This window comes from Streptomyces sp. NPDC087859 (assembly GCF_044742595.1).
GTDB lineage: Bacteria > Actinomycetota > Actinomycetes > Streptomycetales > Streptomycetaceae > Streptomyces > Streptomyces canus_F.
Genome location: NZ_JBIUUU010000021.1, coordinates 113,142 through 137,011 on the forward strand (window position 1 = coordinate 113,142; position 23,870 = coordinate 137,011).

The following is a 23,870-nucleotide window of genomic DNA, read 5'->3' on the forward strand; positions in this document are numbered from 1 at the left end:
CTCTGTCAATATTGACTGAATCAATATATGGGCAGGCGCCGCGAGGTCTGTGAGGGGTCTGTGACACGGCTCTGGCCGGTCGACGGCCGAGCGATCATGGCATGATAGTTGATGTAGCAACTAGATTCGTGAGAGGTGGTCTCGGTGAGCAATGGGGAAGCCGAGTCGGCAGTGATGAGATGCGGGGCGCCGGTCGACGAGGTGCGGCCGGCCGGGACGCCACGGGTCGACGTGCTCTCCGCACGGGACGTGCCCCTGGGGGGACCGCGGTCGATGACGGTGCGGCGGACGTTGCCGCAGCGGGACCGGACACTGATCGGAGCCTGGTGCTTCGCCGACCACTACGGTCCCGACCCGGTCGCCGACAGGGGTGGCATGGCGCTGCCCCCGCACCCGCACACCGGGCTGCAGACAGTGACCTGGCTGTTCGGCGGGGAGGTCGAGCACCGCGACACACTCGGCACCCACGCCGTGGTGCGCCCCGGCGAGATCAACCTCATGACGGGCGGGTACGGCATCGCCCACTCGGAGGTCTCCACCCCGCGCACGACCGTCGTCCACGGCGTGCAGCTGTGGGTGGCGCTGCCGGAGGAGCACCGGAACGCCGACCGGGACTTCCAGCACTACGCGCCCGAGCCCGTGCGAATCCAGGGAGCCGGGATCAGGGTGTTTCTCGGCTCGCTCGCCGGTGAGGTCTCACCGGTGCGGACGTTCTCGCCGTTGCTCGGCGCCGAGATCGTCCTCGAACCGGGTAGGACGATCACCCTCTCCGTGGACGCCGACTTCGAGCACGGCGTCCTGGTGGACAGCGGGGACGTCCGTGTGGCCGACACCCTGCTGCACCGGGCGGAGCTGGGCTATGTACCGCCGGGTGCCGACGCGTTGACCCTGACGAACGAGTCGGACGGTCCGGCGCGGGCGATTCTGCTCGGCGGCACGCCGTTCGAGGAGGAGATCGTCATGTGGTGGAACTTCGTCGGCCGTACGCACGAGGACATCGTCAAGGCCCGCGAGGACTGGGAGACCTCCTCCGACCGCTACGGCACGATCGACGGCTTTCCGGGAGGCCGGCTTCCCGCGCCCGCCCTCCCCAACGCCACGATCAGGCCGCGCCGCAACCCGTCCCGTCGCTGACTTCGCCCAGAAGGGCTTCCCGATCCTGATGTCGAGCCGCAGTCGTAAGAGGCGGTGTGACCTGGGAGCACGCTTCGTCGCGGATCATGGCCCGCAGGACGTCGGCCCATCGGCGGGCAAACGCTGGTGGCGCGGCACGGCGCGACACCCGAGCCGAGGGGTAGGTGCCGCATCAACCAGGTAGGGCGAGGTCGGCGCAGCTGAGACGTTCCGATGCCTACGACGGCTCGCGCACCGGTTCCGCGAGGGTGGCCCGCGCGGCGGCGACCGCCCGTCCGCGTTCCGACTCGGGGAAGCGGCTCAGCATCGCGCGCAGCTCCTCGGCGTCGACGTTGGCGCCGAACGGCTCGGTGCCCGGCTCCAGCCGTACCCCCGAGGCCAGTGGGCCCGCGACGACGGGGTCGAAGCCGAAGTCGTCGACCAGGCGCGAGACGGTGATGAGGTCCTCGGGGTCGTCACCGGCGATGGCGATGGCTTTGCGGCCACGGGTTCCGGCGGGCCGGGATCCTTCCTCGAGGTCGTGGTAGCCCATGTGGTTGAAGGCCTTGACCACGCGCGCGCCGGACAGGAACTCCTGCACGATCTCGCTCGACGAGGTGCGCGGGTCGGTGAGGTCCGCGCGGATGCCGTCGATCTCCCACCAGTAGTTCATCGCGTCGATGACGACCTTGCCCTCCAGGGCCTTGGCCGGGATGCTCCGGTACTTGCCGAGGGGGAGGGCCAGGACGACTATGTCCGCCTTCGCCGCCGCCTGGGCCGCGGTCACCGGGACCGCACCGGGGGTGAGGACTTCGACGGTGAGGGCGATCCTGTCGGGGTCGCCCGAGCCGGCGATGAGCACGCGGTAGCCGGCCGCACGGGCCAGCCGTGCGAGCACGGTGCCGACCTTTCCCGCGCCCAGGATGCCGACGGTCGCAATGGCTGTGCTGGTCATGTCTGTTCCGTTCGGGGGGTCAGGCGGCGAGGAGGTCACGGACCATCGGGAGGACCTTCGTGCCGTACAGCTCGACGGCGCGCAGCCGGGCGCTGATCGGCTGTGCCCCGGTGGTGTAGATGAGGTCGAACCGGCCGACGCCGAGTGCCTTGATGGCGCCCGCCATCTTGTGGGCCACCGTCTCGGGGGAGCCGATGTAGAGGGAGCCGTGCTCGATCTCGTTCGCGTACTCCTCCTTGCTGACCGGCGGCCAGCCGCGCAGCGCGCCGATACGGTCACGGATGACCTTGTAGTGCGGCCAGTGCAGTTCGCGGGCCTCTGCGTCGGTGTCGGCGATGAAGCCGGGCGAGTGCATGCCGACCGGGTGGGCGGTGGTGCCGAACTTGTCGGTGGCGCGCTGATAGAGGTCGATGTAGGGCGCGAAGCGCTCCGGGCTGCCGCCGATGATGGCGATCATGAGCGGGAAGCCGTACTGCGCGGTGCGGATGACGGACTGGGGCGAGCCGCCGACACCGACCCAGGTGGTCAGCCGCCCGGACTCGGTCCTGGGGAAGACGTCGGCGTTGTCGAGCGCGGCCCGCTTGGTGCCGCTCCAGGTGACGGGCTTCTCCTCGAGCAGCTTGGCGAAGAGTTCGATCTTCTCCTCGAACAGCACGTCGTAATCGCTCAGGTCGTATCCGAAGAGGGGGAACGACTCGGTGAAGGAGCCGCGCCCCAGGATGACCTCGGCCCGGCCGTTCGAGAGCGCGTCCACGGTCGAGAACCGCTGGAAGACCCGGACCGGATCGTCGGAGCTCAGCACCGTCACGCCGGACGACAGACGGATCCGCTCGGTGCGCGTGGCGATGCCGGCGAGAACGGTCTCCGGGGTCGAGATCGCGTACTCGGGGCGGTGGTGCTCGCCCAGGGCGATGACGTCGACGCCGACCGCCTCCGCGAGAACGGCCTCGTCGACGACCTGCCGGATGGCCCGCGCGTCGGAGACCGGAGTGCCGGAGTCGTCCTCCGGTACGTCGCCGAACGTGTCCAGGCCGAAGACGAGATCAGACATGGCTGGGTTCCTTCGTGAAGAGGCGTTGCCCGTCCGGGGTGACTGCGTAACACCAACGGTTGACGTGTCAATAATGTCGCGACCTAATTGATGTGTCAACTAAAGAAGGGTGGGGCGATGGACTCACCCTTCGGGAGGCGGAGGGGCGACGGCTGCGTCCCTCCGTGCTGGCCTCGCGCATCGGCTGGCAGCGCAGCCGCCTCTCGCACCATCTCCGGCGTAGGGAGCGGCGAGGGCTCGTACGGCGTGCGGAGTGCGCCGCCGACAGTCGGGGTGCCGAGGTGATGCTGACGACCGAGGGTGCTGAAGCGTTCAAGCGCGCGTCCCTTCCCCATCTGCGCGCCGTCCGTGAACTGTTCGCCAGCCCTCTCACGCGGGATCAGCCGGCCGCGGTCGAACAACTCGCGACGACGCTGCGGACGGGGCTGGAGTCGTCGCGGGGCGCCTGACCGCCCTCGGAGTGGGTACGAGCCGCACGACACGGCGTACAGCTCACGAGGAGAAGCCCGGCGATGCGAAACGTGACCGTAGCCCAGCAGATGGTGGACATCCTGCGCCAGGCGGGCGTGGAGCGGATCTACGGAGTGGTGGGCGACAGTCTGAACCCCGTGGTCGACGCGGTGCGGCGCACCGACGGCATCGAGTGGGTGCACGTACGCAACGAGGAAGCCGCCGCGTTCGCCGCGTCGGCGGAGGCACAGCTGACCGGCAGGCTCGCGGTGTGCGCGGGAAGCTGCGGCCCCGGCAACACCCACCTGATCCAGGGGTTGTACGACGCGCACCGCTCCGGCGCGCCCGTGCTGGCGATCGCCTCGCACATCCCCTCGCACCAGATCGGCACCGGCTTCTTCCAGGAGACGCACCCCGAGCGCGTGTTCACCGACTGCAGCGACTACTGCGAGATGATCAGCACCCCCGAGCAGATGCCCCGCGTACTGCGGATCGCCCTGCAGCGAGCCCTCGGCCACGGCGCGGTCTCGGTGCTCGTCGTCCCGGGCGATGTCACCCACGCCCAGGCGGCCCATCCGACCGGGAGCAGTGACCTGGTCGCCGAGCGCGGCCGGATGGTCCCGCCGGACACGCAGGTGCGGGCCCTGGCCGAGAAACTGAACGCGGCGCGGAAGGTGATGCTGTTCGCCGGCGCCGGGGTCCGGGACGCGCACGCCGAGGTCATGGCACTCGCCGAGAAGGCCGCCGCCCCCATCGGGCACACGCTGCGCGGCAAGGAGTGGATCCAGTTCGACAACCCCTATGACGTCGGCATGAGCGGACTGCTGGGCTACGGGGCGTGCTTCGACGCGATGCACGAGGCCGACCTGGTCGTCCTGCTGGGTACGGACTTCCCGTACAACGACTTCCTGCCGCAGGCGCGGACCGTACAGATCGATCATGACGCGGGGCGCCTGGGCCGCCGTACGGTGCTGGAGCTCGGTGTCCACGGCGACGTACGGGAGACGCTGCGCGCGGTGCTGCCGCTGCTCGAGACGAAGCGGGACCGTTCCTATCTGGACCGCAGCCTGCGCAAGCACGCCAAATCCCTGGAGACGGTGGTCGGCGCCTATACGCGCGACGTCGAGCGGCACACCCCGATCCACCCCGAGTACGCGGCCTCCGTCCTGGACGAACTCGCCGCCGACGATGCCGTGTTCACTGTCGACACCGGCATGTCCAACGTCTGGGCGGCCCGCTATCTGACCCCCAACGGGCGGCGCCGGGTGATCGGTTCCTTCCTGCACGGCACCATGGCCAACGCGCTGCCGCACGCCATCGGCGCGCAGTTCGCCGACCGCGACCGCCAGGTGATCTCGATGTCGGGCGACGGCGGGCTCGGCATGCTGATGGGCGAACTGCTCACCGCGAAGTTGCACGACCTGCCGGTGAAGACGATCGTGTTCAACAACTCCTCTCTCGGGATGGTGAAGTTGGAGATGCTGGTCGACGGCCTGCCCGACTACGAGACCGACCACGAGCCGGTGGACTTCGCGGCGATCGCCCGCGGCGCCGGCATCGAGGCGATCCGCGTCGAGCGGCCCGAGGACGTCACCGCCGGCCTCAAGCAGGCCTTCGCCCACGACGGACCCTTCCTGGTCGACCTGGTGACCGATCCCAACGCGCTGTCGATCCCGCCGCACATCTCGGCCGGCCAGGTGAAGGGTTTCGCGTTCGCGGCAGGTCGCACCGTGCTCGACGGAGGGGTCGGCAAGATGCTGGACCTGGCGCGTGCCAACCTGCGCAACATCCCCCGCCCCTGAAGCCCGCCCACGTGGACCTGTGAGGAAGCGTCATGACTTCGACCAGCCCGGCTTCCGCCCGCGGGGCGGCCCTGCTCGCCGACCCGCTGCTCAACAAGGGCACCGCCTTCAGCCCGCAAGAACGCGCCGAACTCGGCCTGGACGGGCTGCTGCCGCCCGCGACGGAGAGCCTTGAGGAGCAGGCGGACCGGGCGTACGCGGCGTTCCTCGCGTACGACAAGCCGCTCAACCGGCACATCTACCTGCGCCAGCTCCAGGACACCAACGAGGTGCTCTTCTACGACCTGCTCACCCGCCACCTGGAGGAGATGCTGCCGGTCGTCTACACCCCGACGGTCGGCGAGGCGTGCCGGCGCTTCAGCCAGATCTACCGCAGGCCGCGCGGTCTGTTCCTGACCTACGAGGACCGCCACCGCTTCCGGGAGATCCTGCGCAACCGGCCCAACCCGGAGGTCGACGTCATCGTCGTCACCGACGGCCAGCGCATCCTGGGCCTGGGCGACCAGGGCGTCGGAGGCATGGGCATCCCTATCGGCAAGCTCAGCCTCTACACCGCCATCGGCGGCATCCACCCCGCGCGCACCCTGCCGATCCTGCTCGACGCCGGCACCGACAACGAGGAACTGCTGGCCGGCGATCACTATCTCGGCCGCAGGCAGCACCGCGTCACCGGAGACGCCTACGACGAGATGATCGAGGCGTTCGTGTCCGCGGTGGAGGCCGAGCTCCCAGGAACCCTCCTTCAGTGGGAGGACTTCGCGACCGCGCACGCCCGCCCGATCCTCGGCCGCTACCAGGACCGGCTGCTGACCTTCAACGACGACATCCAGGGGACCGCGGCCGTGGCACTCGGCGCGCTGAGCACCGCCACGAAGGTCGCCGGGACGCGGTTGACCGACCACCGCGTCGTGGTCCTCGGCGCCGGGTCGGCGGCGATCGGGGTCGCCGACATGATCCGCACCGCGCTCGTCGAGGAAGGCCTCTCCGAGCAGCAGGCGGCCGACCGCTTCTGGTTCGTCGACATCGACGGTCTCCTGGTGAGCTCCCGCACCGACCTCTCTCCCGAGCAGCGGCTCTACGCGCGCGATGACGCGGAGGTACGACAGTGGGGTGCGCGCGATCTGGCAGGGGTCGTGGGCGAGGTGAAGCCGACGGTGCTGATCGGGCTGTCCACCGCGCACGGCGCGTTCACCGAGGAGATCGTGCGGACGATGGCCGACGCCTGTGACCGGCCGGTGATCCTGCCGCTGTCCAACCCGACCTCGAACGCCGAGGCCGAGCCCGCCGACCTCGCCCGCTGGACCGACGGCAGGGCGCTGGTCGCCGCCGGTTCGCCCTTCCCTCCGCTGAAGCTGGACGGGCGAGAGGTGCCGGTCGCTCAGGCCAACAACGTCTACGTCTTCCCCGCCGTCGGGCTGGCCGTGGCCGCCTGCCGCGCCTCGCGGGTGACCGACCGCATGATGGTGGCCGCCGCGCGGGCCGTGGGGGAGTGCGCGGTACGGGCGGGCACGGACGGGGCCACCCCGCTGCTGCCCCCGCTGGCGGGCATGCGGGAGGCGGCCCGGGAGATCGCCGTGGCCGTGGCCGAGGCCGCGGTGGAGGACGGGGTGGCCCCCCGGGCCACGGAGGCCGAGCTGCGCGACGCGATCTCGGCGACGCAGTGGACACCGCGATACGCGTCCTGACCACGAGATCTCGGACATGGTGCTGTGCTCGTGCTGCTGTTCGGTGGGTCGCCCGTCATCAAGCTGGATGACTTGTCAACTCCTTTACACTCGCTTGTATGGATGACGAGGTGCGGTGGTTGACTGCGGAGGAGCAGCACGCCTGGCGGAGCTTTGTCCGGCTGCACGAGCGGCTGGTGGGCCGTCTGTCACGCTTGCTGCAGACCGAGTCGAAGCTCTCGGCCGCGGACTTCGGCGTGCTGGTCCACCTCACGGATGTGCCGGAAGGCCGGCAGCGTTACCAGGATCTGTCCCGGGCGCTCGAGTGGGAGAAGAGCCGGATGTCCCACCACATCGCCCGGATGGCCGGACGAGGGCTGGTGATCCGCGAGGAGTGCCCCGAGGACGCGCGGGGGGCGTTCGTGGTGATCACGGACGCCGGGCGGGCGGCGATCGCCGCGGCGGCCCCGCTGCATGTGGAGGCGGTGCGAGAACTGTTCCTGGACCATGTCACCCCGGCGGAGCTGCGGACGCTGGCCGACATCTCCGACCGGGTGGTGGCGAAGCTGGACGAGGACCCCGCCTGACCGACCGATCGCGTCAGGAACGCTGGATGATCCATTGAGCCGAGGGCCGAGAAGGAGTCGAGCGGTCCTCCATGCTCCACAGGGCCTTCGCGGCATGACGTGACGTGCGTGTGGCCTGGTGCCGTTCTGGCGCCAGGCCTCATCGATGGAGATCGAGCAGGGACGGGGTGACGGGCTGCTCGCCGGTGGGCGCCCGGGACGCTTGGTGGTGGGGTGCGGCCGGGCGGGGCTCTTTCACGTGACGAGTCCGGTGCGGACGCGTGCCCGTGGTTCAGGCGTCGGGGATGTCCGCTTTGGCGCGGATCAGGGTCTCCCGGCTCACGATGACGATGCGTTCGTAGTCGGCACGGGAGGCATCGGCGGGGAGCTCACGCTCAAGCGCCTCGGTGGCTTCGGTTCCGATGACGGCGAAGTTGCCATCGCTCAGCTCGAACACGTCCGGGCAGCTGGCGCCCGTGTTGGAGCCTCGGGCGCTTGGAGGCACACCGATGCGGCGCACGATTTTCAAGGGGTATCGGTCCTTCGCTGTGTTGGCACAGTGCTGGCAGAACCGTACTGGGGTTGATGAGTGCTACGCGTTCATGCCGCCAAAAGTCGCAGACTCGTGTTGTCGGGGTGACTGAGCGACATGGTGCGGCAGGGCGGGCGGGATCACTCGGACGGAGGGTTGCCCACCACCCACCACTCGTCGGTGTCCGCCTCGTCCAGGTCCCGTACGAGACCGTCGATCATGCGCCCGACGCGTGCCTCGTCGGACGACTGCTTCAAGTTCGCCCGCTGGGCCTTCGACGCGTCCCAGTACTCGCGGAACAGCGGATTCTGCAGCAACTCGCGCATGGCTATGTAGAGCTCCTCCTGGTCCAGCACCTCGGCTCGGAACAGATGGAACAGGTAGGCGTACCACGCGTTGGCGTAGAGGAACTGGCGACGCTTCGCCGCCGGGATGCTCTTGTCGTAGGTGTCGATCACCGCGAAGAGGGTGGGGTCGTCGATCGCCCTGGACAGCAGCTCCCAGTGCATGCGCTGCTGATGCGCATACCCCTTGCGCCGAACCGCCAGCGCTTGGAGTTCCAGTCGCCTCTCGTGCAGTCGGGTCGCGTCGAGGTGCCGTTGGCGTGCTGCCATCGTCACCGTGGCAGCCAGGAGCGCGAACGTGGCGGAGCTCAGCCTCCCCGCGAAGTGCCTAAGTGTGGCCATGTCAACCCCCGAATCAGGCGGCCGTCCGCCGGTCGTCGGGGTGCGGGTCGACGGAAGGGGACCGGCGAGCGATGGGCGGCGCTTGCCGTCTCCCAGAGTGCCGAGCGGCTCTGATCGGCGGGGGAGGCGGAGAGGAGGCGCACGGAAGGAAGCGAGGGTCGCACGAACCGGCGCCTTGCCCAACGTCTGCCCCGCAAGTGCTGCTAACAATCGTTCACTTCGCGGTGATTCTTCCGGCTCGTATCCTGGTCCGGCATTCAATCCTCGTACGTGCGCCGGGCCCACGATCCGGTGCACGCATCGGTGTCAGAGAGGTCGCACGTTGAGTCAGCCGAGTCACACCCTTCGGCAGATCCCGGTCGTCGTACTCGCCGGATTCCTCGGTTCCGGCAAGACCACCCTCCTCAACCATCTCCTGCACCGCAGCGGAGGCAGTCGTATCGGCGCGATCGTCAACGACTTCGGGGCCATCGAGATCGACGCCATGGCCGTCGCGGGCGCCCTGGGCGACTCCACCGTCTCCCTCGGCAACGGCTGCCTGTGCTGCGCCGTCGACGTCGGCGAGCTGGACGGGTACCTCGAACGGCTGGCCCGTCCGGACACCGGCATCGATGTGATCGTCATCGAGGCCAGCGGGCTCGCCGAACCCCAGGAACTCGTGCGCATGGTGCTCGCGAGCGAGCATCCGGGGATCGTCTACGGCGGACTCGTCGAGGTCGTCGACGCCGCCGAGTTCGACGACACCCGCGCCAGGCACCCCGAGATCGACCGGCATCTCGCCCTCGCGGACCTCGTCGTGGTCAACAAGCTCGACCGCGCGGCCGACGGCGAGCGTGTCCTCGGACTCGTACGGTCCCTCGTCGACCGTGCCGCCGTGGTGCCCGCCGCCTACGGCCGCGTCGACCCCGAGTTCCTCTTCGACTGCCGGCCCGGCGAGGAACGGATCGGGCAGCTCTCCTTCGACGACCTGCACCACCACGGGCACGGGGACGACCTGCACGACGGGCATCTGCACGCCGCGTACGAGAGCCTCTCCTTCGCCTCCGGGACGCCGCTCGATCCGCGCCGGCTGATGCGGTTCCTCGACAGTCGGCCCGAGGGGCTGTACCGGATCAAGGGGTACGTCGACTTCGGGGCGTACGACACCCGGAACCGTTACGCCGTCCATGCCGTCGGGCGGTTCCTGCGCTTCTACCCGGAACCCTGGCCCGCGGACGCCGAGCGCCTCAGCCAGCTGGTTCTCATCGGCTCCGGCATCGACGTGCCCGCGCTCGGCAAGGAACTGGAGGGGTGCGGGAGCGACGCCCCGCACACCGCCGACGAGCACGGAATGTGGGGCGTCCTGCGCTACGTACAGGATCCCGAAGAAGACCTTCAGGACCCCGCGCTCTAGACCGGCCCCGCCACCACCGACACCGTCTTCGCCAGCGACACCCCCGAACCGTCGCGGCGCGGGTCGATCTCCGGCAGGTCCGCCGGTGTGCCGTTCTTCTGCGCGGCGCGGGCCGGTACGGGGCCCGCCCAGGCCAGGGACAGGCAGTCCTCGCCCTTCAGGAACCGCTGGCAGCGGACGCCGCCGGTGGCGCGGCCCTTGCGCGGGTACTGGTCGAACGGGGTCAGCTTGGCCGTCGTCTGGACGGAGTCGTCCAGCGTGCCGCGCGAGCCCGCGACCGTGAAGACGACCGCGTCCGCGGCCGGGTCCACCGCGGTGAAGGAGATGACCTTCGCGCCGTCCGTGAGCTTGACGCCCGCCATGCCTCCCGCGGGCCGGCCCTGCGGGCGGACCTGCGAGGCCTGGTAGCGCAGCAACTGCGCGTCGTCCGTGATGAAGACCAGGTCCTCCTCACCGGTGCGCAGCTCGACCGCGCCGACGATCCGGTCACCGTCCTTCAGCGTGATGACCTCCAACTCCTCCTTGTTGGACGGATAGTCGGGCACCACACGCTTGACGACACCCTGCTCGGTGCCGAGCGCCAGACCCGGCGACGACTCGTCGAGGGTCATCAGGCAGACCAGCGTCTCGCCGTCCTCCAGGGAGACGAACTCCGTCAGCGGAGCCCCTCCGGCGAGGTTCGGCGCCGACGCCGTATCCGGCAGTTGCGGCAGGTCGATGACGCTGATCCGCAGCAGCCGGCCGCTCGACGTCACCGCGCCCACCTCACCGCGCGCGGTCGCCGGGACCGCCGAGACGATCACGTCGTGCTTCACGCGCCGGCTGTCCGCGTCCTCCGGGAAGGGCTCACCGTTCGCCGTACGGGCCAGCAGACCCGTCGAGGACAGCAGCACCCGGCACGGGTCGTCCGCCACCTGAAGCGGAACGCCGGCCGCGGGGGCGACCGCTCCCGCCTCCAGCAGGACCGTACGCCGGTCGGTGCCGAACTTCTTGGCCACCGCGGCCAGTTCGGTGGAGACCAGCTTGCGCAGCTCGGTGTCCGAGTCGAGGATCCGGGTCAGCTCCTCGATCTCCGCGTTGAGCCGGTCCTTCTCGGACTCCAGCTCGATGCGGTCGAACTTGGTGAGCCGGCGCAGCGGCGTGTCCAGGATGTACTGCGTCTGGATCTCGCTCAGCGAGAAACGCTCCATCAGGCGCTGCTTGGCCTGCGCGGAGTTGTCGCTGGAGCGGATGAGGCGGATGACCTCGTCGATGTCGACGAGCGCCGTGAGCAGGCCCTCCACCAGGTGCAGACGGTCACGGCGCTTGGTGCGGCGGAACTCGCTGCGCCGCCGCACGACCTCGAAGCGGTGGTCGAGGTAGACCTCCAGGAGCTCCTTGAGGCCCAGCGTCAGCGGCTGGCCGTCGACCAGCGCGACGTTGTTGATGCCGAAGGACTCCTCCATCGGCGTCAGCTTGTACAGCTGCTCCAGGACCGCCTCCGGCACGAAGCCGTTCTTGATCTCGATGACCAGGCGCAGGCCGTGCGCACGGTCGGTGAGGTCCTTGACATCGGCGATGCCCTGGATCTTCTTCGAGCCGACCAGGTCCTTGATCTTGGCGATGACCTTCTCCGGGCCGACCGCGAAGGGCAGCTCGGTGATGACCAGGCCCTTGCGGCGGGCCGTGACGGTGTCCACCGACACCGTGGCGCGGATCTTGAAGGTGCCGCGGCCCGTCTCGTAGGCGTCCCGGATGCCGGCCAGACCGACGATCCGGCCGCCGGTGGGCAGGTCGGGGCCCGGGACGTACTTCATCAGGGTCTCGAGATCCGCGTTGGGGTGGCGGATCAGATGGCGGGCGGCCGCGATGACCTCGGAGAGGTTGTGCGGGGGCATGTTCGTGGCCATGCCGACCGCGATGCCCGACGCGCCGTTCACCAGCAGGTTCGGGAACGCGGCGGGCAGCGCCACCGGCTCCTGCTCCTGGCCGTCGTAGTTGGGGGCGAAGTCGACCGTGTCCTCGTCGATCGACTCGGTCATCAGGCTCGTCGCCTCGGCCTGGCGGCACTCGGTGTACCGCATGGCGGCCGGCGGGTCGTCGTTGCCCAGCGAACCGAAGTTGCCGTGGCCGTCGACCAGGGGCACACGCATGGAGAAGGGCTGGGCCATGCGCACCAGGGCGTCGTAGATCGACGCGTCGCCGTGCGGGTGCAGCTTGCCCATGACCTCGCCGACGACACGGGCGCACTTCACATAGCCGCGGTCGGGGCGCAGGCCCATCTCGTTCATCTGGTAGACGATGCGGCGGTGCACCGGCTTGAGGCCGTCACGGGCGTCCGGCAGGGCGCGGGAGTAGATGACCGAGTACGCGTACTCGAGGAAGGAGCCCTGCATCTCGTCGACGACGTCGATGTCGAGGATCTTCTCCTCGAACGAGTCGTCGGGCGGCGGGGTCTTCGTGCTTCGGCGGGCCATCGCTGCCGGCTCCTCTTTTCTGGTCGCTCGCCTTCGGGTCGCGCCCCTTCGGCTCACTCTTGCTGAAGCGTGAACGGGTTCTGACGCGGACCATTGTGGACCGTGGCACTGACAACGCGGACGACGACCCGGCGTCAGCCGTCCCGCCGTGTGTTCACCCGTACGGCGCGCGGCACCCGCCCGCAGGCTACGGGATCTCGCTGTCGGCGTACGACCACCGGGAACTTCACCGGCGCTCCGCACGCTTGCATACAGTGGCAGGACCGGCAGAAAAACGCGGTTCAGATCAACCGCACCGCGATCGAAGGGACGTACATGCCCATGGGTCACACGGCCACAGACCAGGCAGGCACCGGAGGCCTGACAGCAACGGAGCACCGCCTGGCCAACGGGCTGCGCGTGGTGCTCTCCGAGGACCATCTGACCCCGGTCGCGGCGGTGTGCCTCTGGTACGACGTCGGCTCGCGTCACGAGGTCAAGGGCCGTACCGGCCTGGCTCACCTCTTCGAGCACCTGATGTTCCAGGGCTCCGGACAGGTCAAGGGCAACGGCCACTTCGAGCTCGTCCAGGGCGCGGGCGGCTCGCTCAACGGCACCACGAGCTTCGAGCGCACCAACTACTTCGAGACCATGCCCACCCACCAGCTGGAGCTCGCCCTCTGGCTGGAGGCCGACCGCATGGGCTCGCTGCTCGCCGCCCTCGACGACGAGTCGATGGAGAACCAGCGGGACGTCGTCAAGAACGAGCGCCGGCAGCGCTACGACAACGTCCCCTACGGCACGGCGTTCGAGAAGCTGACCGCCCTCGCCTACCCCGAGGGCCACCCGTACCACCACACGCCGATCGGTTCGATGGCCGACCTGGACGCGGCCACGCTGGAGGACGCGCGCGCGTTCTTCCGGACGTACTACGCCCCGGGTAACGCGGTGCTGTCCGTCGTCGGCGACATCGACCCCGAGCAGACGCTCGCCTGGATCGAGAAGTACTTCGGCTCGATCGCGTCCCACGACGGCAAGCCCGCCCCGCGCGACGGCTCGCTGCCCGAGATCATCGGCGAGCAGCTGCGCGAGGTCGTCGAGGAAGAGGTCCCCGCGCGCGCGTTGATGGCGGCCTACCGGCTGCCGCACGACGGCACGCGCGAGGCCGACGCGGCCGACCTGGCACTCACCGTCCTCGGTGGCGGCGAGTCCTCCCGCCTCTACAACCGGCTGGTACGCCGCGACCGTACGGCCGTGGCCGCCGGCTTCGGCCTGCTGCGGCTCGCCGGGGCGCCCTCCCTGGGGTGGCTGGACGTGAAGACGTCCGGTGACGTCGAGGTGCCGGTCATCGAGGCGGCGATCGACGAGGAGCTCGCCCGGTTCGCCGCGGAGGGCCCCACGGCCGAGGAAATGGAGCGCGCCCAGGCCCAGTTGGAGCGCGAGTGGCTGGACCGGCTCGGCACCGTCGCGGGCCGCGCCGACGAACTGTGCCGCTACGCCGTCCTGTTCGGCGACCCGCAGCTCGCCCTCACCGCCGTCAACCGGGTGCTCGAAGTGAGCGCCGAGGAAGTCCAGGCGGTCGCCAAGGCCCGCCTGCGCCCCGACAACCGCGCGGTGCTCGTCTACGAGCCCGTCTCCGCGGAGACCGCCGAGGACGCGGATCCGCCGGAGGACCCCGAGGCCGAGGCCACCGTCGAGGCCGGCGACAAGAACGAGGAGGCGGCCAAGTGACCGAGCTCGCCACGATGGAGTTCCACCCCCGGCCGCAGGCGGGCGAGGCCCGGCCGTGGGCCTTCCCGGCCCCCGAGCGCGGCACGCTCGACAACGGCCTGACGGTCCTGCGCTGCCACCGCCCCGGCCAGCAGGTCGTCGCCGTCGAGGTCCTCCTCGACGCCCCGCTGGACGCCGAGCCGGCCGGCCTGGACGGCGTCGCCACGATCATGGCGCGGGCCTTCTCGGAGGGCACCGACAAGCACACCGCCGAGGAGTTCGCCGCCGAGCTGGAGCGGGCCGGTGCCACGCTCGACGCCCACGCCGACCACCCCGGCGTACGGCTGAGCCTCGAGGTCCCGGCGTCGCGTCTGCCCAAGGCGCTCGGTCTGCTGGCCGACGCCCTCAGGGCGCCCGCGTTCGCGGACAGCGAGGTCGAGCGCCTCGTCACCAACCGCCTCGACGAGATCCCGCACGAGCTGGCCAACCCCTCCCGCCGGGCCGCCAAGGAGCTCTCCAGGACCCTGTTCCCGGCGGACCTGCGCATGTCCCGCCCGCGCCAGGGCACCGAGGAGACCGTCCAGAACATCGACTCCGCGGCCGTACGCGCCTTCTACGAGAAGCACGTCCGCCCGGCCACCGGCACCGTCGTGGTCGTCGGTGACCTCACCGGCATCGACCTGGACGCGCTGCTCGCCGACACCCTCGGCTCGTGGACCGGCTCCCAGGCCGAGCCGCGTCCGGTGCCGCCGATCACCGCCGACGACACGGGCCGTGTCGTCATCGTGGACCGCCCCGGCGCCGTCCAGACGCAGCTGCTGATCGGCCGTATCGGCGCCGACCGGCACGACCGCGTGTGGGCCGCGCAGGTGCTCGGCACGTACTGCCTCGGCGGCACCCTCACCTCCCGCCTGGACCGCGTCCTGCGTGAGGAGAAGGGCTACACCTACGGGGTGCGCTCGTTCGGGCAGGTCCTCAGGTCCGCCCCCGACGGAACGGGTGCCGCGATGCTCGCCATCAGCGGCTCCGTCGACACCCCGAACACCGGTCCGGCCCTGGACGACCTGTGGACGGTCCTGCGCACCCTTGCCGCGGAGGGGCTGACCGACGCCGAGCGGGACGTCGCCGTGCAGAACCTGGTCGGCGTGGCCCCGCTGAAGTACGAGACCGCGGCGGCCGTCGCGAGCACGCTGGCCGACCAGGTCGAGCAGCACCTGCCCGACGACTACCAGGCCACGCTGTACCGGCAGCTCGCCGCGACCGGCACCGTGGAGGCCACCGCAGCGGCCGTCAACGCCTTCCCGGTGGACCGGCTGGTGACGATCCTGGTCGGCGACGCGTCCGCCATCAAGGCGCCCGTCGAGGCCCTCGGGATCGGTGAAGTGAGCGTCGTGTCCGCCGAGTAGCGGCACGCGCGTGAAGGGGCCCTGGTGACTGACGTGTCACCAGGGCCCCTTAATGTCCGAATTAGGGGAGAGGTTGCCTGTCTGCCCTGTGGCATGCGCTACAAAACCCCTGATCCGTTTGGGGATTGAAAGTCGCCCCGCTTAGCGTCATCCGGGCTGTTCGTCAGGCAGTGCGCCGCGCCCGCGGCACCGGACAGCCATCGCCGAGTCCCCGTACGGCGCGAGCCAGGGGAGCCGGGGACCCACATTCATGTAGTCCCTGGGGTGAATCGGACGCCCGCGCGCGCAGCGAGGGGGTCCGTAGGAGACCTTCCTGCTCCGAACCCGTCAGCTAACCCGGTAGGCGAGAAGGAAGGAAAGGACCAGCCACCACATGGCGTTCACGCGCGCCACCGGGAAGCACCGCCGTCCCAGCAGGATGAAGCGCACCACCGCCCACGTGGCGGGGGTCGCGGCCCTCACCACCACCGGCGTCATCGGCACCCTCGCCGCCCCGGCCCTCGCGGCGGAGCCCGCGGCCGAGCAGACCGGCCTCACCCCGGTCGTCACCATCGGCGACTCGGTCGCCGCCCAGATCGACGCCCAGGCCGAGGCCCAGCAGCAGGCGGCCATCGAGGCCGCCGAGCAGAAGGCCCGGCAGAAGGCCGAGCAGGCGGCGCTCAAGAAGGCCGCCGCCAAGGCCGAGAAGGAGCGCGAGGCCAAGGAGCGCGCCGCCCGCGCCGCCGCCGAGCGCAAGCGCCTCAACAGCTATGTAGCCCCGATATCGGGCTCGTACATCTCCACCGGCTACAAGGCCGGCGGCGGCGTCTGGTCCTCCGGCAGCCACACCGGCGTCGACTTCCACGCCGCCACCGGCACCTCCGTCCACGCGGTCGGCTCCGGCACGGTCGTCGAGGCCGGCTGGGGCGGGTCGTACGGCAACAACATCGTGATCAAGATGAACGACGGCACGTACACCCAGTACGGGCACCTGTCGTCCATCGGTGTTTCGGTGGGCCAGACGGTCACCCCGGGCCAGCAGATCGGCCTCTCCGGCGCGACCGGCAACGTCACCGGGCCGCACCTGCACTTCGAGGCCCGCACGACCGCGGAGTACGGCTCGGACATCGACCCCGTCTCCTACCTGCGTTCGCATGGCGTGAACGTCTGACGACGGACCGCGAGATCTTCTGAAACCCCGGCTCACCGAGCCGGGGTTTTGCCGTTTCTGTCGCCCTGTTGTCCAAAAAATATGCATGGATTCCGGCCCGCCATCGGAAATTCCTGTTCTTTGCAATAGAGTCACTGAACACACGTCAATCATCGACGTTTCACGGGGATTAAGGCGGAGGTCGGTCATGCGTATTCCGGCGCACTCGGTATGCACCGCGATCAGGGACGACATCGTCGCCGGTGTCTACGAGCGCGGCAGCCGCCTCACCGAGGAACTCCTCGCCCGTCGCTACGGGGTCTCCCGTGTCCCCGTCCGGGAGGCGCTGCGCACTCTGGAGGCCGAGGGCTTCGTGGTGACGCGGCGCCACGCGGGCGCGTGCGTGGCCGAACCGACCGAGCAGGAGGCCGCCGACCTGCTGGAGATGCGGATGCTCCTGGAGCCCCTGGGTGCCTCACGGGCCGCCCAGCGGCGCACCGAGGCGCATCTGAAGGTCCTGCGCGGTCTGGTCAGGCTGGGCCAGGAGCGGGCCAGGAGGGGCAACAGCGATGACCTGCGGTCCCTGGGAGGCTGGTTCCACGAGACGCTCGCCCAGGCCTCCGGCAGCCCCGCGCTGACCTCGATGCTGACCCAGCTACGGCACAAGATCTCCTGGATGTACGCCGTGGACGCCCCGGTCAACCCCGTCGAGTCCTGGGCGGAGCACGGTGCCATCGTCGACGCCGTGGCGCGCGGCGACGGAGAGCGCGCGCGGGCGGTCACGGCTCTGCACACGGAGCGCTCGACAGCCGTGCACCGGCTCCGATTCACCGGCACGGGAGATCGGCCGGAGCGTGTGAGGAACTCGCAACATCCCGTAAACATGCCGAGCCTGCGGCATTAACACAAGAGCCGTATACAAAGAGGCAGTAATTCGCGGGGGATTATTTCCGCTGCCTGTGAGCGAGAAATGCAAAGGGCTCGCCCGATAAATTCGGACGAGCCCTTCTGTGGTGCCGTGAATCAGCCGGCCCCGGTAAATCAGACGGTCTCGGGAAGCTCCTCGAGACCCTCGGAGACCAGCTTCGCCAGTCGGTCGAGGGCGGCGTCCGCGCCCTCGGCGTCGGAGGCGAGGACGATCTCCTCGCCGCCCTGGGCGCCGAGGCCCAGAACCGCCAGCATGGAGGCCGCGTTGACGGGGTTGCCGTCGGCCTTGGCGATCGTCACGGGGATACCGGAGGCCGTGGTGGCCCGGACGAAGATGGAAGCGGGGCGGGCGTGAAGACCCTCGGCCCAGCCGACGTTGACGCGGCGCTCAGCCATGTGATGCTGCCCTTCGGTGTTCAGGGTTGTCTAGACCAGTTTCCCACAACGTGAAGCTTCTCCGGAGCGGACGTGCGTCCCGTCCGGGGTGAGTCGCCGGACCGCGGCCTCGGTCCGGCTTCCGTCCTTGCGATCCTCTTGCGTTCTCCACAGACTGCCTCGCGCCGTTGTCGTACGCGAGCCGTAATCTGGGGCCCATGCAGACCTCGCCGGACCGGCACGAGTACCCCGCGCACTGGGAAGCCGACGTGGTGCTGCGCGACGGCGGCACCGCGCGCATCCGCCCCATCACCGTTGATGACGCCGAGCGCCTGGTCAGCTTCTACGAGCAGGTGTCGGACGAGTCGAAGTACTACCGCTTCTTCGCGCCCTACCCTCGCCTGTCCGCCAAGGACGTCCACCGCTTCACGCACCACGACTTTGTGGACCGGGTGGGACTCGCCGCCACGGTCGGCGGTGAGTTCATCGCCACCGTACGCTACGACCGCATCGGCGCCGATGGGATGCCCGCGTCCGCACCAGCCGACGAGGCCGAGGTCGCTTTCCTCGTGCAGGACGCCCACCAGGGCCGGGGCGTCGCCTCCGCCCTCCTCGAACACATCGGGGCCGTGGCCCGCGAGCGCGGCATCCGCCGCTTCGCCGCCGAGGTGCTGCCCGCCAACAACAAGATGATCAAGGTGTTCAGGGACGCCGGGTACACCCAGAAGCGCAGCTTCGAGGACGGCGTCGTCCGCCTGGAGTTCGACCTCGAACCCACCGACCGCTCCCTCGCCGTGCAGTACGCGCGCGAGCAGCGCGCCGAGGCGAGGTCGGTGCAGCGGCTGCTGACGCCCGGCTCGGTCGCCGTGATCGGTGTCGGCCGCACCCGTGGCGGCGTGGGCCGCGGCATCTTCGACAACATCCGCGACGCCGGCTTCACGGGCCGGCTGTACGCCGTGAACAAGGCCTTCCCCGACAAGGAGCTCGACGGCGTTCCCGCCTACCGCTCGGTGCGCGACATCGAGGGGCCCGTCGACCTCGCGGTCGTCGCCGTGCCCGCCGAGCACGTCCCCCAGGTCGTCACCGAGTGCGGCGAGCACGGCGTGCAGGGGCTCGTGGTGATCTCCGCCGGGTACGCCGAGAGCGGCCCCGAGGGACGCGAACGGCAGCGCGAACTCGTACGGCACGCGCGCGCGTACGGCATGCGGATCATCGGGCCCAACGCCTTCGGCATCATCAACACCCACCCGGACGTGCGGCTGAACGCGTCCCTGGCCAACGAGAAGCCCCGCCCCGGCCGTATCGGTCTGTTCGCCCAGTCCGGCGCCATCGGCATCGCCCTGCTGTCCCGGCTGCACCGGCGCGGCGGCGGGGTCACGGGGACCACGGGCGTGTCCACCTTCGTCTCCTCCGGCAACCGCGCGGACGTGTCCGGCAATGATGTCCTGCAGTACTGGTACGACGACCCGGACACCGACGTGGTCCTCATGTACCTGGAGTCCATCGGCAATCCGCGCAAGTTCACCCGCCTCGCCCGCCGCACCGCGGCCGCCAAGCCGCTGGTCGTCGTCCAGAGCGCCGGCGCCGCCCCCCAGGGGCACGCCGTACGCGCCACCCGGCTGCCGCACTCGACGGTGTCCGCCCTGCTCGCGCAGGCCGGTGTGATCCGCGTGGACACGATCACCGAGCTCGTCGACACCGGCCTGCTGCTCGCCCGGCAGCCCCTCCCGGGCGGCCCGCGCGTGGCGATCCTCGGCAACTCCGAGTCCCTGGGCCTGCTGACCTACGACGCCTGCCTCTCCGAGGGGCTCAGGCCGCTGACGCCGCTGGACCTGACGACGGCCGCCTCGCCCGCGGACTTCCACACCGCCCTGTCGCGCGCGCTGGCGGACGACACCTGCGACGCGGTGGTCGTGACCGCGATACCCGCCGTGGGGGAGGGCTCCGCCGGGGACGCGGCGCTCGCCGAGGCGCTCAGGTCGGCGGCCGAGCGGGTGCCGGGCAAGCCGGTGCTGGTGGTCCACGTCGAGCTGGGCGGACTCGCGGAGGCACTGTCCGCCGCGGCCAGCACGGCACCGCAGGCCGCCACGCCGAGCGCCTCCCACCCCTTCCGCGCCCTGGACCGCCTCGCCGCCAAGGCCCCCGAAGAGGCACCCGAGAACTGCTCCCGCCTCATCCCCGCCTACCCCGCCGCGGAGCGCGCCGTCCGCGCCCTCGGCGAAGCCGTGAAGTACGCGCAATGGCGACGCGACGCCGCCGAGCCCGGCAAGGTGCCCGAGTACATCGACGCGGCCATCGACGAGAAGGGCGCCGCCGAACTCATCGACGGCCTCCTCGCGCGCGGACAGGGCCTGACCCTCGGCACCGAAGAGACCTGCGAACTCCTCGGCACGTACGGCGTCCAGGTGCACCGGGCCCTGCCCGCACCCACCCCCGACGAGGCCGCCGTGGCCGCCCGCACCCTCGGCTACCCCGTCGCCCTCAAGGCCACCGCCCCGCACCTCAGGCACCGCGCCGATCTGGGCGGCGTACGGCTCGATCTCGCGGACGAGGAACAACTGCGGCGGGCGTACGCCGAGTTGGCCGAGCTGTTCGGGACGCCCGAGGAACTGCGTCCGGTCGTCCAGCGGATGGCGCCACGTGGCGTGGACACCGTCGTACGGGCCGTCATCGACCCCGCGGCCGGAGCCGTGCTCTCCTTCGGGCTCGCCGGAGCCGCCTCGCAGCTGCTCGGGGACGTCGCGCACCGGCTGATTCCGGTCACCGACCGTGAGGCGACCTCTCTGGTCCGCTCCATCCGGACGGCACCGCTCCTGTTCGGCTGGAGAGGCTCGGCGCCGGTCGACACGGCGGCCCTGGAGGAGCTGCTGCTGAGGGTGTCCCGCCTCGTCGACGACCACCCCGAGGTCGTCGCGGTGACCCTGGAACCCGTCGTCGTCGCCCCGCACGGCCTGAGCGTCCTCGGCGCGTCCGTACGCCTGGCACCCCCGCCCGCCCGCGACGACCTCGGCCCGCGGACCCTGCCCGCGTACTGAGACACCCCTGAGCGGTGCCTCGCAGTCAGTCGCCCCCCGTAGGATGGGGGTCATGGCCAAGACCAGTACGACGACCCAGGGGCTGCGAGCGGCGATCGAGCGCAGCGGCTACTACCCGGCCCTCGTGGCCGAGGCGGTGGAGGCCGCTGTGGGCGGCGAGCCCATCCGGTCGTACCTGGTCCACCAGGAGACGACGTTCGACCAGAACGAGGTGCGGCGGCATGTGACCGTGCTCGTCCTCACCGGCAACCGCTTCATCGTCAGCCACACCGACGAGCAGGCCGCCGACACCACCTCCCCGACGCCGTACGCCACGACGTCCACGGAGTCCGTGAAGCTTGGCCGGATCTCCTCGGTCGTGCTCAGCCGCGTGGTCGCCAACCCGGAGCAGTACCAGCCGGGCACCCTGCCCCGCGAGGTCGTGCTGACCATCGGCTGGGGCGCCGTCTCCCGGATCGACCTGGAGCCGGCCGCCTGCGGCGACCCCAACTGCGAGGCCGACCACGGCTACACGGGCAACTCGACCGCCGACGACCTCAGCCTGCGGGTCAGCGAGGCCGGCGACGGCCCCGACACGGTCCGCCAGACCCTCGCCTTCGCCCAGTCCCTCTCCGAGGCGACCGCGGACACCGCACACTGATGGCGCAGCCCACCGCCTGGGAGCCCTACCCGGAACCACTGGCCGTCGACTCCGCACCGCTGCCCGAGTACGGCAGCGGCTCCCTCGCCGACCTCCTGCCCACGCTCGCCGCCGGCATGGGCGTACCCGGCACGACCGCCACGATCACCGAGCTGACCCCCGCCGACCGGAACTGCGTGTTCCTGATCGACGGCCTCGGCTGGGAACAGCTGCTGGCGCACCCGGACGAGGCCCCCTTCCTGGCCTCGCTGCTCTCGAGCTCGCGCGGCGGCACCGGCCGGCCGATCACCGCCGGCTACCCGGCGACCACCGCGACCTCCCTCGCCTCCGTCGGCACCGGACTGCCGCCGGGCGCACACGGACTGCCCGGCTACACCGTGCGCAACCCCGACACCGGCGAGCTGATGAACCAGCTGCGCTGGCAGCCGTGGACCTCGCCGCGTGTGTGGCAGCCGTACCCCACGGTCTTCCAGCTCGCCCACGACGCGGGCGTGCACGCGGCGCAGGTGTCCTCACCGACCTTCGAGAACACCCCGCTGACCAAGGTCGCGCTGAGCGGCGGAAAGTTCGTCGGCCGGCTGGCGGGCGAGGACCGCATGGACCTCGCGGCCGAGCAGCTGGCCGCCGCCGACCGCGCGCTCGTCTACACGTACTACGCCGAACTCGACGGCGCGGGGCACCGCTTCGGCGTCGACTCCGACACCTGGCGCGGCCAGCTCATGCACGTGGACCGTCTGGTGCAGCGCCTCGCGGAGCAGCTCCCGCCGCGCAGCGCGCTCTACGTCACCGCCGACCACGGCATGGTCGACATCCCCTTCGACGAGCAGCACCGCATCGACTTCGACGAGGACTGGGAGCTGCGCGCCGGGGTCGCCCTGCTGGGCGGCGAGGGCCGGGCCCGCCATGTCTACGCGGTGCCGGGCGCCGAGAACGACGTCGTGACCTGCTGGCGCGAGGTGCTCGGCGAGCAGTTCTGGGTGGCCTCGCGGGACGAGGCGATCGCGGCGGGCTGGTTCGGACCCCACGTCGACGACCGGGTGTACGCGCGCCTCGGCGACGTGATCGCGGCCGCGCGGGACGACGTCCTGATCATCGCGTCCGAGCGGGAGCCCAAGGAATCGGCGATGGTCGGCAACCACGGTTCGATGACCCCCGCGGAGCAGTTGGTCCCCCTGCTCGAAGTACGCTCCTGAAGCCTCCCTCTGCCGTCCTCCGTTGCCGAAAGGTGCTCAACTCCCCATGCCCGAGCTGGTGTTCTTCTCCGGAACCATGGACTGCGGGAAGTCGACCCTGGCTCTCCAGATCGAGCACAACCGCTCCGCGCGCGGCCTGCAGGGCATGATCTTCACCCGGGACGACCGCGCGGGCGAGGGCAAACTCTCCTCCCGCCTCGGCCTGGTCACGGACGCCGTGGAGGTCGAGGACGGCCAGGACCTGTACGCCTACCTGGTCGACCACCTCTCCCAGGGCGGCCGCGCGGACTACGTCATCGCCGACGAGGCCCAGTTCCTGGCCCCCGGGCAGATCGACCAGCTCGCCCGCGTCGTCGACGACCTGGGCCTCGACGTCTATGCCTTCGGCATCACGACGGACTTCCGCTCCAAACTGTTCCCGGGCTCCCAGCGCCTGGTGGAACTGGCCGACCGCGTAGAGGTGTTGCAGGTCGAGGCCCTCTGCTGGTGCGGTGCCCGCGCCACGCACAACGCCCGCACGATAGGGGGCGAGATGGTCGTGGAAGGCGCTCAGGTGGTCGTGGGGGACGTCAACCAGGCGGAAGCGATCGGGTACGAGGTCCTGTGCCGTCGCCATCACCGCCGCCGGATGACCGCGGCCACGGCACGGGCGGCGGCGTTGTCCCCCGACGTGCTGCCCGTCACCACCGGCTGAGGACCCGGCACGGCGCTCACCTGCTGGTCCGTCCCGGCGCACGCATGCCCTGACCGTCTCTCGAGTCGATCTCCAGCAATGCTCGGCGGATCTTCGAGAAGCCCCTCCTACGTT

At 70.4% G+C, this 23,870-nt stretch carries 20 protein-coding genes and 1 riboswitch; of the genes, 14 read left to right on the forward strand and 6 right to left on the reverse strand.

Annotated elements, in window-relative coordinates:
* Positions 1 to 144: 144 nt before the first annotated feature.
* Positions 145 to 1,134, forward strand: a complete 990-nt coding sequence (locus tag ACIOHP_RS40155) for a pirin family protein (protein ID WP_401895216.1) — start codon at positions 145 to 147, stop codon at positions 1,132 to 1,134.
* 217 nt (positions 1,135 to 1,351) lie between these two features.
* Here ACIOHP_RS40155 and ACIOHP_RS40160 read toward each other — a convergent pair whose 3' ends face one another.
* On the reverse strand, positions 1,352 to 2,068 hold the full coding sequence (locus tag ACIOHP_RS40160) for an NADPH-dependent F420 reductase (RefSeq protein ID WP_401895218.1): 717 nt from the start codon (positions 2,066 to 2,068) through the stop codon (positions 1,352 to 1,354).
* 19 nt (positions 2,069 to 2,087) lie between these two features.
* Positions 2,088 to 3,119, reverse strand: coding sequence for an LLM class flavin-dependent oxidoreductase (locus tag ACIOHP_RS40165; protein ID WP_361549248.1), 1,032 nt, complete (start codon positions 3,117 to 3,119; stop codon positions 2,088 to 2,090).
* A 164-nt stretch (positions 3,120 to 3,283) separates the two neighbouring features.
* Here ACIOHP_RS40165 and ACIOHP_RS40170 point away from each other — a divergent pair, with 164 nt between their 5' ends.
* The 4 genes from ACIOHP_RS40170 to ACIOHP_RS40185 all read left to right on the forward strand — a co-directional run bounded on the left by ACIOHP_RS40170 (position 3,284) and on the right by ACIOHP_RS40185 (position 7,622).
* Positions 3,284 to 3,568 carry a hypothetical protein gene (locus ACIOHP_RS40170; RefSeq protein WP_401895219.1) on the forward strand — a complete coding sequence of 95 codons (285 nt, stop codon included), beginning with the start codon at positions 3,284 to 3,286 and terminating at the stop codon, positions 3,566 to 3,568.
* A gap of 63 nt (positions 3,569 to 3,631) precedes the next feature.
* On the forward strand, positions 3,632 to 5,371 hold the full coding sequence (locus ACIOHP_RS40175; RefSeq protein WP_401895221.1) for a pyruvate dehydrogenase: 1,740 nt from the start codon (positions 3,632 to 3,634) through the stop codon (positions 5,369 to 5,371).
* A gap of 32 nt (positions 5,372 to 5,403) precedes the next feature.
* Entirely contained in the window at positions 5,404 to 7,056 is a 1,653-nt protein-coding gene (locus ACIOHP_RS40180; RefSeq protein WP_401895223.1) for an NAD-dependent malic enzyme, read from the forward strand.
* A gap of 98 nt (positions 7,057 to 7,154) precedes the next feature.
* Positions 7,155 to 7,622 carry a MarR family winged helix-turn-helix transcriptional regulator gene (locus tag ACIOHP_RS40185; RefSeq protein WP_361549240.1) on the forward strand — a complete coding sequence of 156 codons (468 nt, stop codon included), beginning with the start codon at positions 7,155 to 7,157 and terminating at the stop codon, positions 7,620 to 7,622.
* A gap of 271 nt (positions 7,623 to 7,893) precedes the next feature.
* Here ACIOHP_RS40185 and ACIOHP_RS40190 read toward each other — a convergent pair whose 3' ends face one another.
* A complete protein-coding gene (locus ACIOHP_RS40190) occupies positions 7,894 to 8,130 on the reverse strand; it encodes a hypothetical protein (protein ID WP_307024969.1) in 237 nt (78 codons plus the stop codon).
* 143 nt (positions 8,131 to 8,273) lie between these two features.
* A complete protein-coding gene (locus tag ACIOHP_RS40195) occupies positions 8,274 to 8,819 on the reverse strand; it encodes a DUF6082 family protein (RefSeq protein ID WP_401895226.1) in 546 nt (181 codons plus the stop codon).
* 322 nt (positions 8,820 to 9,141) lie between these two features.
* Between ACIOHP_RS40195 and ACIOHP_RS40200 the strand changes: the two genes are divergently transcribed.
* A complete protein-coding gene (locus tag ACIOHP_RS40200) occupies positions 9,142 to 10,212 on the forward strand; it encodes a CobW family GTP-binding protein (RefSeq protein ID WP_401895227.1) in 1,071 nt (356 codons plus the stop codon).
* Here ACIOHP_RS40200 and ACIOHP_RS40205 read toward each other — a convergent pair.
* On the reverse strand, positions 10,209 to 12,668 hold the full coding sequence (locus tag ACIOHP_RS40205) for a DNA topoisomerase (ATP-hydrolyzing) subunit A (RefSeq protein ID WP_401895229.1): 2,460 nt from the start codon (positions 12,666 to 12,668) through the stop codon (positions 10,209 to 10,211). The genes ACIOHP_RS40200 and ACIOHP_RS40205 overlap by 4 nt on opposite strands.
* A 315-nt stretch (positions 12,669 to 12,983) precedes the next feature.
* Between ACIOHP_RS40205 and ACIOHP_RS40210 the strand changes: the two genes are divergently transcribed.
* The 4 genes from ACIOHP_RS40210 (at position 12,984) to ACIOHP_RS40225 (ending at position 17,796) form a co-directional block, all read left to right on the forward strand.
* Positions 12,984 to 14,378 carry a pitrilysin family protein gene (locus ACIOHP_RS40210; protein WP_361549232.1) on the forward strand — a complete coding sequence of 465 codons (1,395 nt, stop codon included), beginning with the start codon at positions 12,984 to 12,986 and terminating at the stop codon, positions 14,376 to 14,378.
* Positions 14,375 to 15,763 (forward strand): M16 family metallopeptidase, encoded by a 1,389-nt coding sequence (locus tag ACIOHP_RS40215; protein WP_401895232.1) that lies wholly within the window; start codon positions 14,375 to 14,377, stop codon positions 15,761 to 15,763. The genes ACIOHP_RS40210 and ACIOHP_RS40215 overlap by 4 nt, the downstream gene beginning before the upstream one ends.
* 191 nt (positions 15,764 to 15,954) lie before the next feature.
* A riboswitch (cyclic di-AMP (ydaO/yuaA leader) is annotated at positions 15,955 to 16,123 on the forward strand.
* A 13-nt stretch (positions 16,124 to 16,136) separates the two neighbouring features.
* Complete coding sequence (locus ACIOHP_RS40220) at positions 16,137 to 16,913, forward strand: M23 family metallopeptidase (RefSeq protein WP_361549228.1); 777 nt, start codon at positions 16,137 to 16,139, stop codon at positions 16,911 to 16,913.
* A 187-nt stretch (positions 16,914 to 17,100) separates the two neighbouring features.
* Positions 17,101 to 17,796: a GntR family transcriptional regulator gene (locus tag ACIOHP_RS40225; RefSeq protein ID WP_401895234.1), complete on the forward strand. Its 696-nt coding sequence runs from the start codon at positions 17,101 to 17,103 to the stop codon at positions 17,794 to 17,796.
* Between the two features lie 137 nt (positions 17,797 to 17,933).
* On the opposite strand, the gene ACIOHP_RS40230 is transcribed toward ACIOHP_RS40225, so the two are convergent.
* Positions 17,934 to 18,215, reverse strand: coding sequence for an HPr family phosphocarrier protein (locus ACIOHP_RS40230; RefSeq protein ID WP_059198592.1), 282 nt, complete (start codon positions 18,213 to 18,215; stop codon positions 17,934 to 17,936).
* A gap of 197 nt (positions 18,216 to 18,412) precedes the next feature.
* Here ACIOHP_RS40230 and ACIOHP_RS40235 point away from each other — a divergent pair, with 197 nt between their 5' ends.
* The 4 genes from ACIOHP_RS40235 to ACIOHP_RS40250 are packed head-to-tail and all read left to right on the forward strand — an operon-like array spanning position 18,413 to position 23,756.
* Positions 18,413 to 21,229 carry a GNAT family N-acetyltransferase gene (locus ACIOHP_RS40235; RefSeq protein WP_401895236.1) on the forward strand — a complete coding sequence of 939 codons (2,817 nt, stop codon included), beginning with the start codon at positions 18,413 to 18,415 and terminating at the stop codon, positions 21,227 to 21,229.
* Between the two features lie 52 nt (positions 21,230 to 21,281).
* Complete coding sequence (locus ACIOHP_RS40240; protein ID WP_327719804.1) at positions 21,282 to 21,869, forward strand: DUF5998 family protein; 588 nt, start codon at positions 21,282 to 21,284, stop codon at positions 21,867 to 21,869.
* A complete protein-coding gene (locus tag ACIOHP_RS40245) occupies positions 21,869 to 23,062 on the forward strand; it encodes an alkaline phosphatase family protein (protein WP_401895238.1) in 1,194 nt (397 codons plus the stop codon). The genes ACIOHP_RS40240 and ACIOHP_RS40245 overlap by 1 nt, the downstream gene beginning before the upstream one ends.
* 46 nt (positions 23,063 to 23,108) lie before the next feature.
* A complete protein-coding gene (locus ACIOHP_RS40250) occupies positions 23,109 to 23,756 on the forward strand; it encodes a thymidine kinase (protein WP_361482970.1) in 648 nt (215 codons plus the stop codon).
* Positions 23,757 to 23,870 lie beyond the last annotated feature (114 nt).

Bases quoted from the DNA above. Each gene is read 5' to 3' on its own strand.
- ACIOHP_RS40160 (WP_401895218.1), bottom strand. From the start codon at position 2,068: ATGACCAGCACAGCCATTGCGACCGTCGGCATCCTGGGCGCGGGAAAG.
- ACIOHP_RS40165 (WP_361549248.1), bottom strand. From the start codon at position 3,119: ATGTCTGATCTCGTCTTCGGCCTGGACACGTTCGGCGACGTACCGGAG.
- ACIOHP_RS40175 (WP_401895221.1), top strand. From the start codon at position 3,632: ATGCGAAACGTGACCGTAGCCCAGCAGATGGTGGACATCCTGCGCCAG.
- ACIOHP_RS40180 (WP_401895223.1), top strand. From the start codon at position 5,404: ATGACTTCGACCAGCCCGGCTTCCGCCCGCGGGGCGGCCCTGCTCGCC.
- ACIOHP_RS40185 (WP_361549240.1), top strand. From the start codon at position 7,155: ATGGATGACGAGGTGCGGTGGTTGACTGCGGAGGAGCAGCACGCCTGG.
- ACIOHP_RS40195 (WP_401895226.1), bottom strand. From the start codon at position 8,819: ATGGCCACACTTAGGCACTTCGCGGGGAGGCTGAGCTCCGCCACGTTC.
- ACIOHP_RS40205 (WP_401895229.1), bottom strand. From the start codon at position 12,668: ATGGCCCGCCGAAGCACGAAGACCCCGCCGCCCGACGACTCGTTCGAG.
- ACIOHP_RS40210 (WP_361549232.1), top strand. From the start codon at position 12,984: ATGCCCATGGGTCACACGGCCACAGACCAGGCAGGCACCGGAGGCCTG.
- ACIOHP_RS40220 (WP_361549228.1), top strand. From the start codon at position 16,137: ATGGCGTTCACGCGCGCCACCGGGAAGCACCGCCGTCCCAGCAGGATG.
- ACIOHP_RS40225 (WP_401895234.1), top strand. From the start codon at position 17,101: ATGCGTATTCCGGCGCACTCGGTATGCACCGCGATCAGGGACGACATC.
- ACIOHP_RS40230 (WP_059198592.1), bottom strand. From the start codon at position 18,215: ATGGCTGAGCGCCGCGTCAACGTCGGCTGGGCCGAGGGTCTTCACGCC.
- ACIOHP_RS40235 (WP_401895236.1), top strand. From the start codon at position 18,413: ATGCAGACCTCGCCGGACCGGCACGAGTACCCCGCGCACTGGGAAGCC.
- ACIOHP_RS40240 (WP_327719804.1), top strand. From the start codon at position 21,282: ATGGCCAAGACCAGTACGACGACCCAGGGGCTGCGAGCGGCGATCGAG.
- ACIOHP_RS40245 (WP_401895238.1), top strand. From the start codon at position 21,869: ATGGCGCAGCCCACCGCCTGGGAGCCCTACCCGGAACCACTGGCCGTC.
- ACIOHP_RS40250 (WP_361482970.1), top strand. From the start codon at position 23,109: ATGCCCGAGCTGGTGTTCTTCTCCGGAACCATGGACTGCGGGAAGTCG.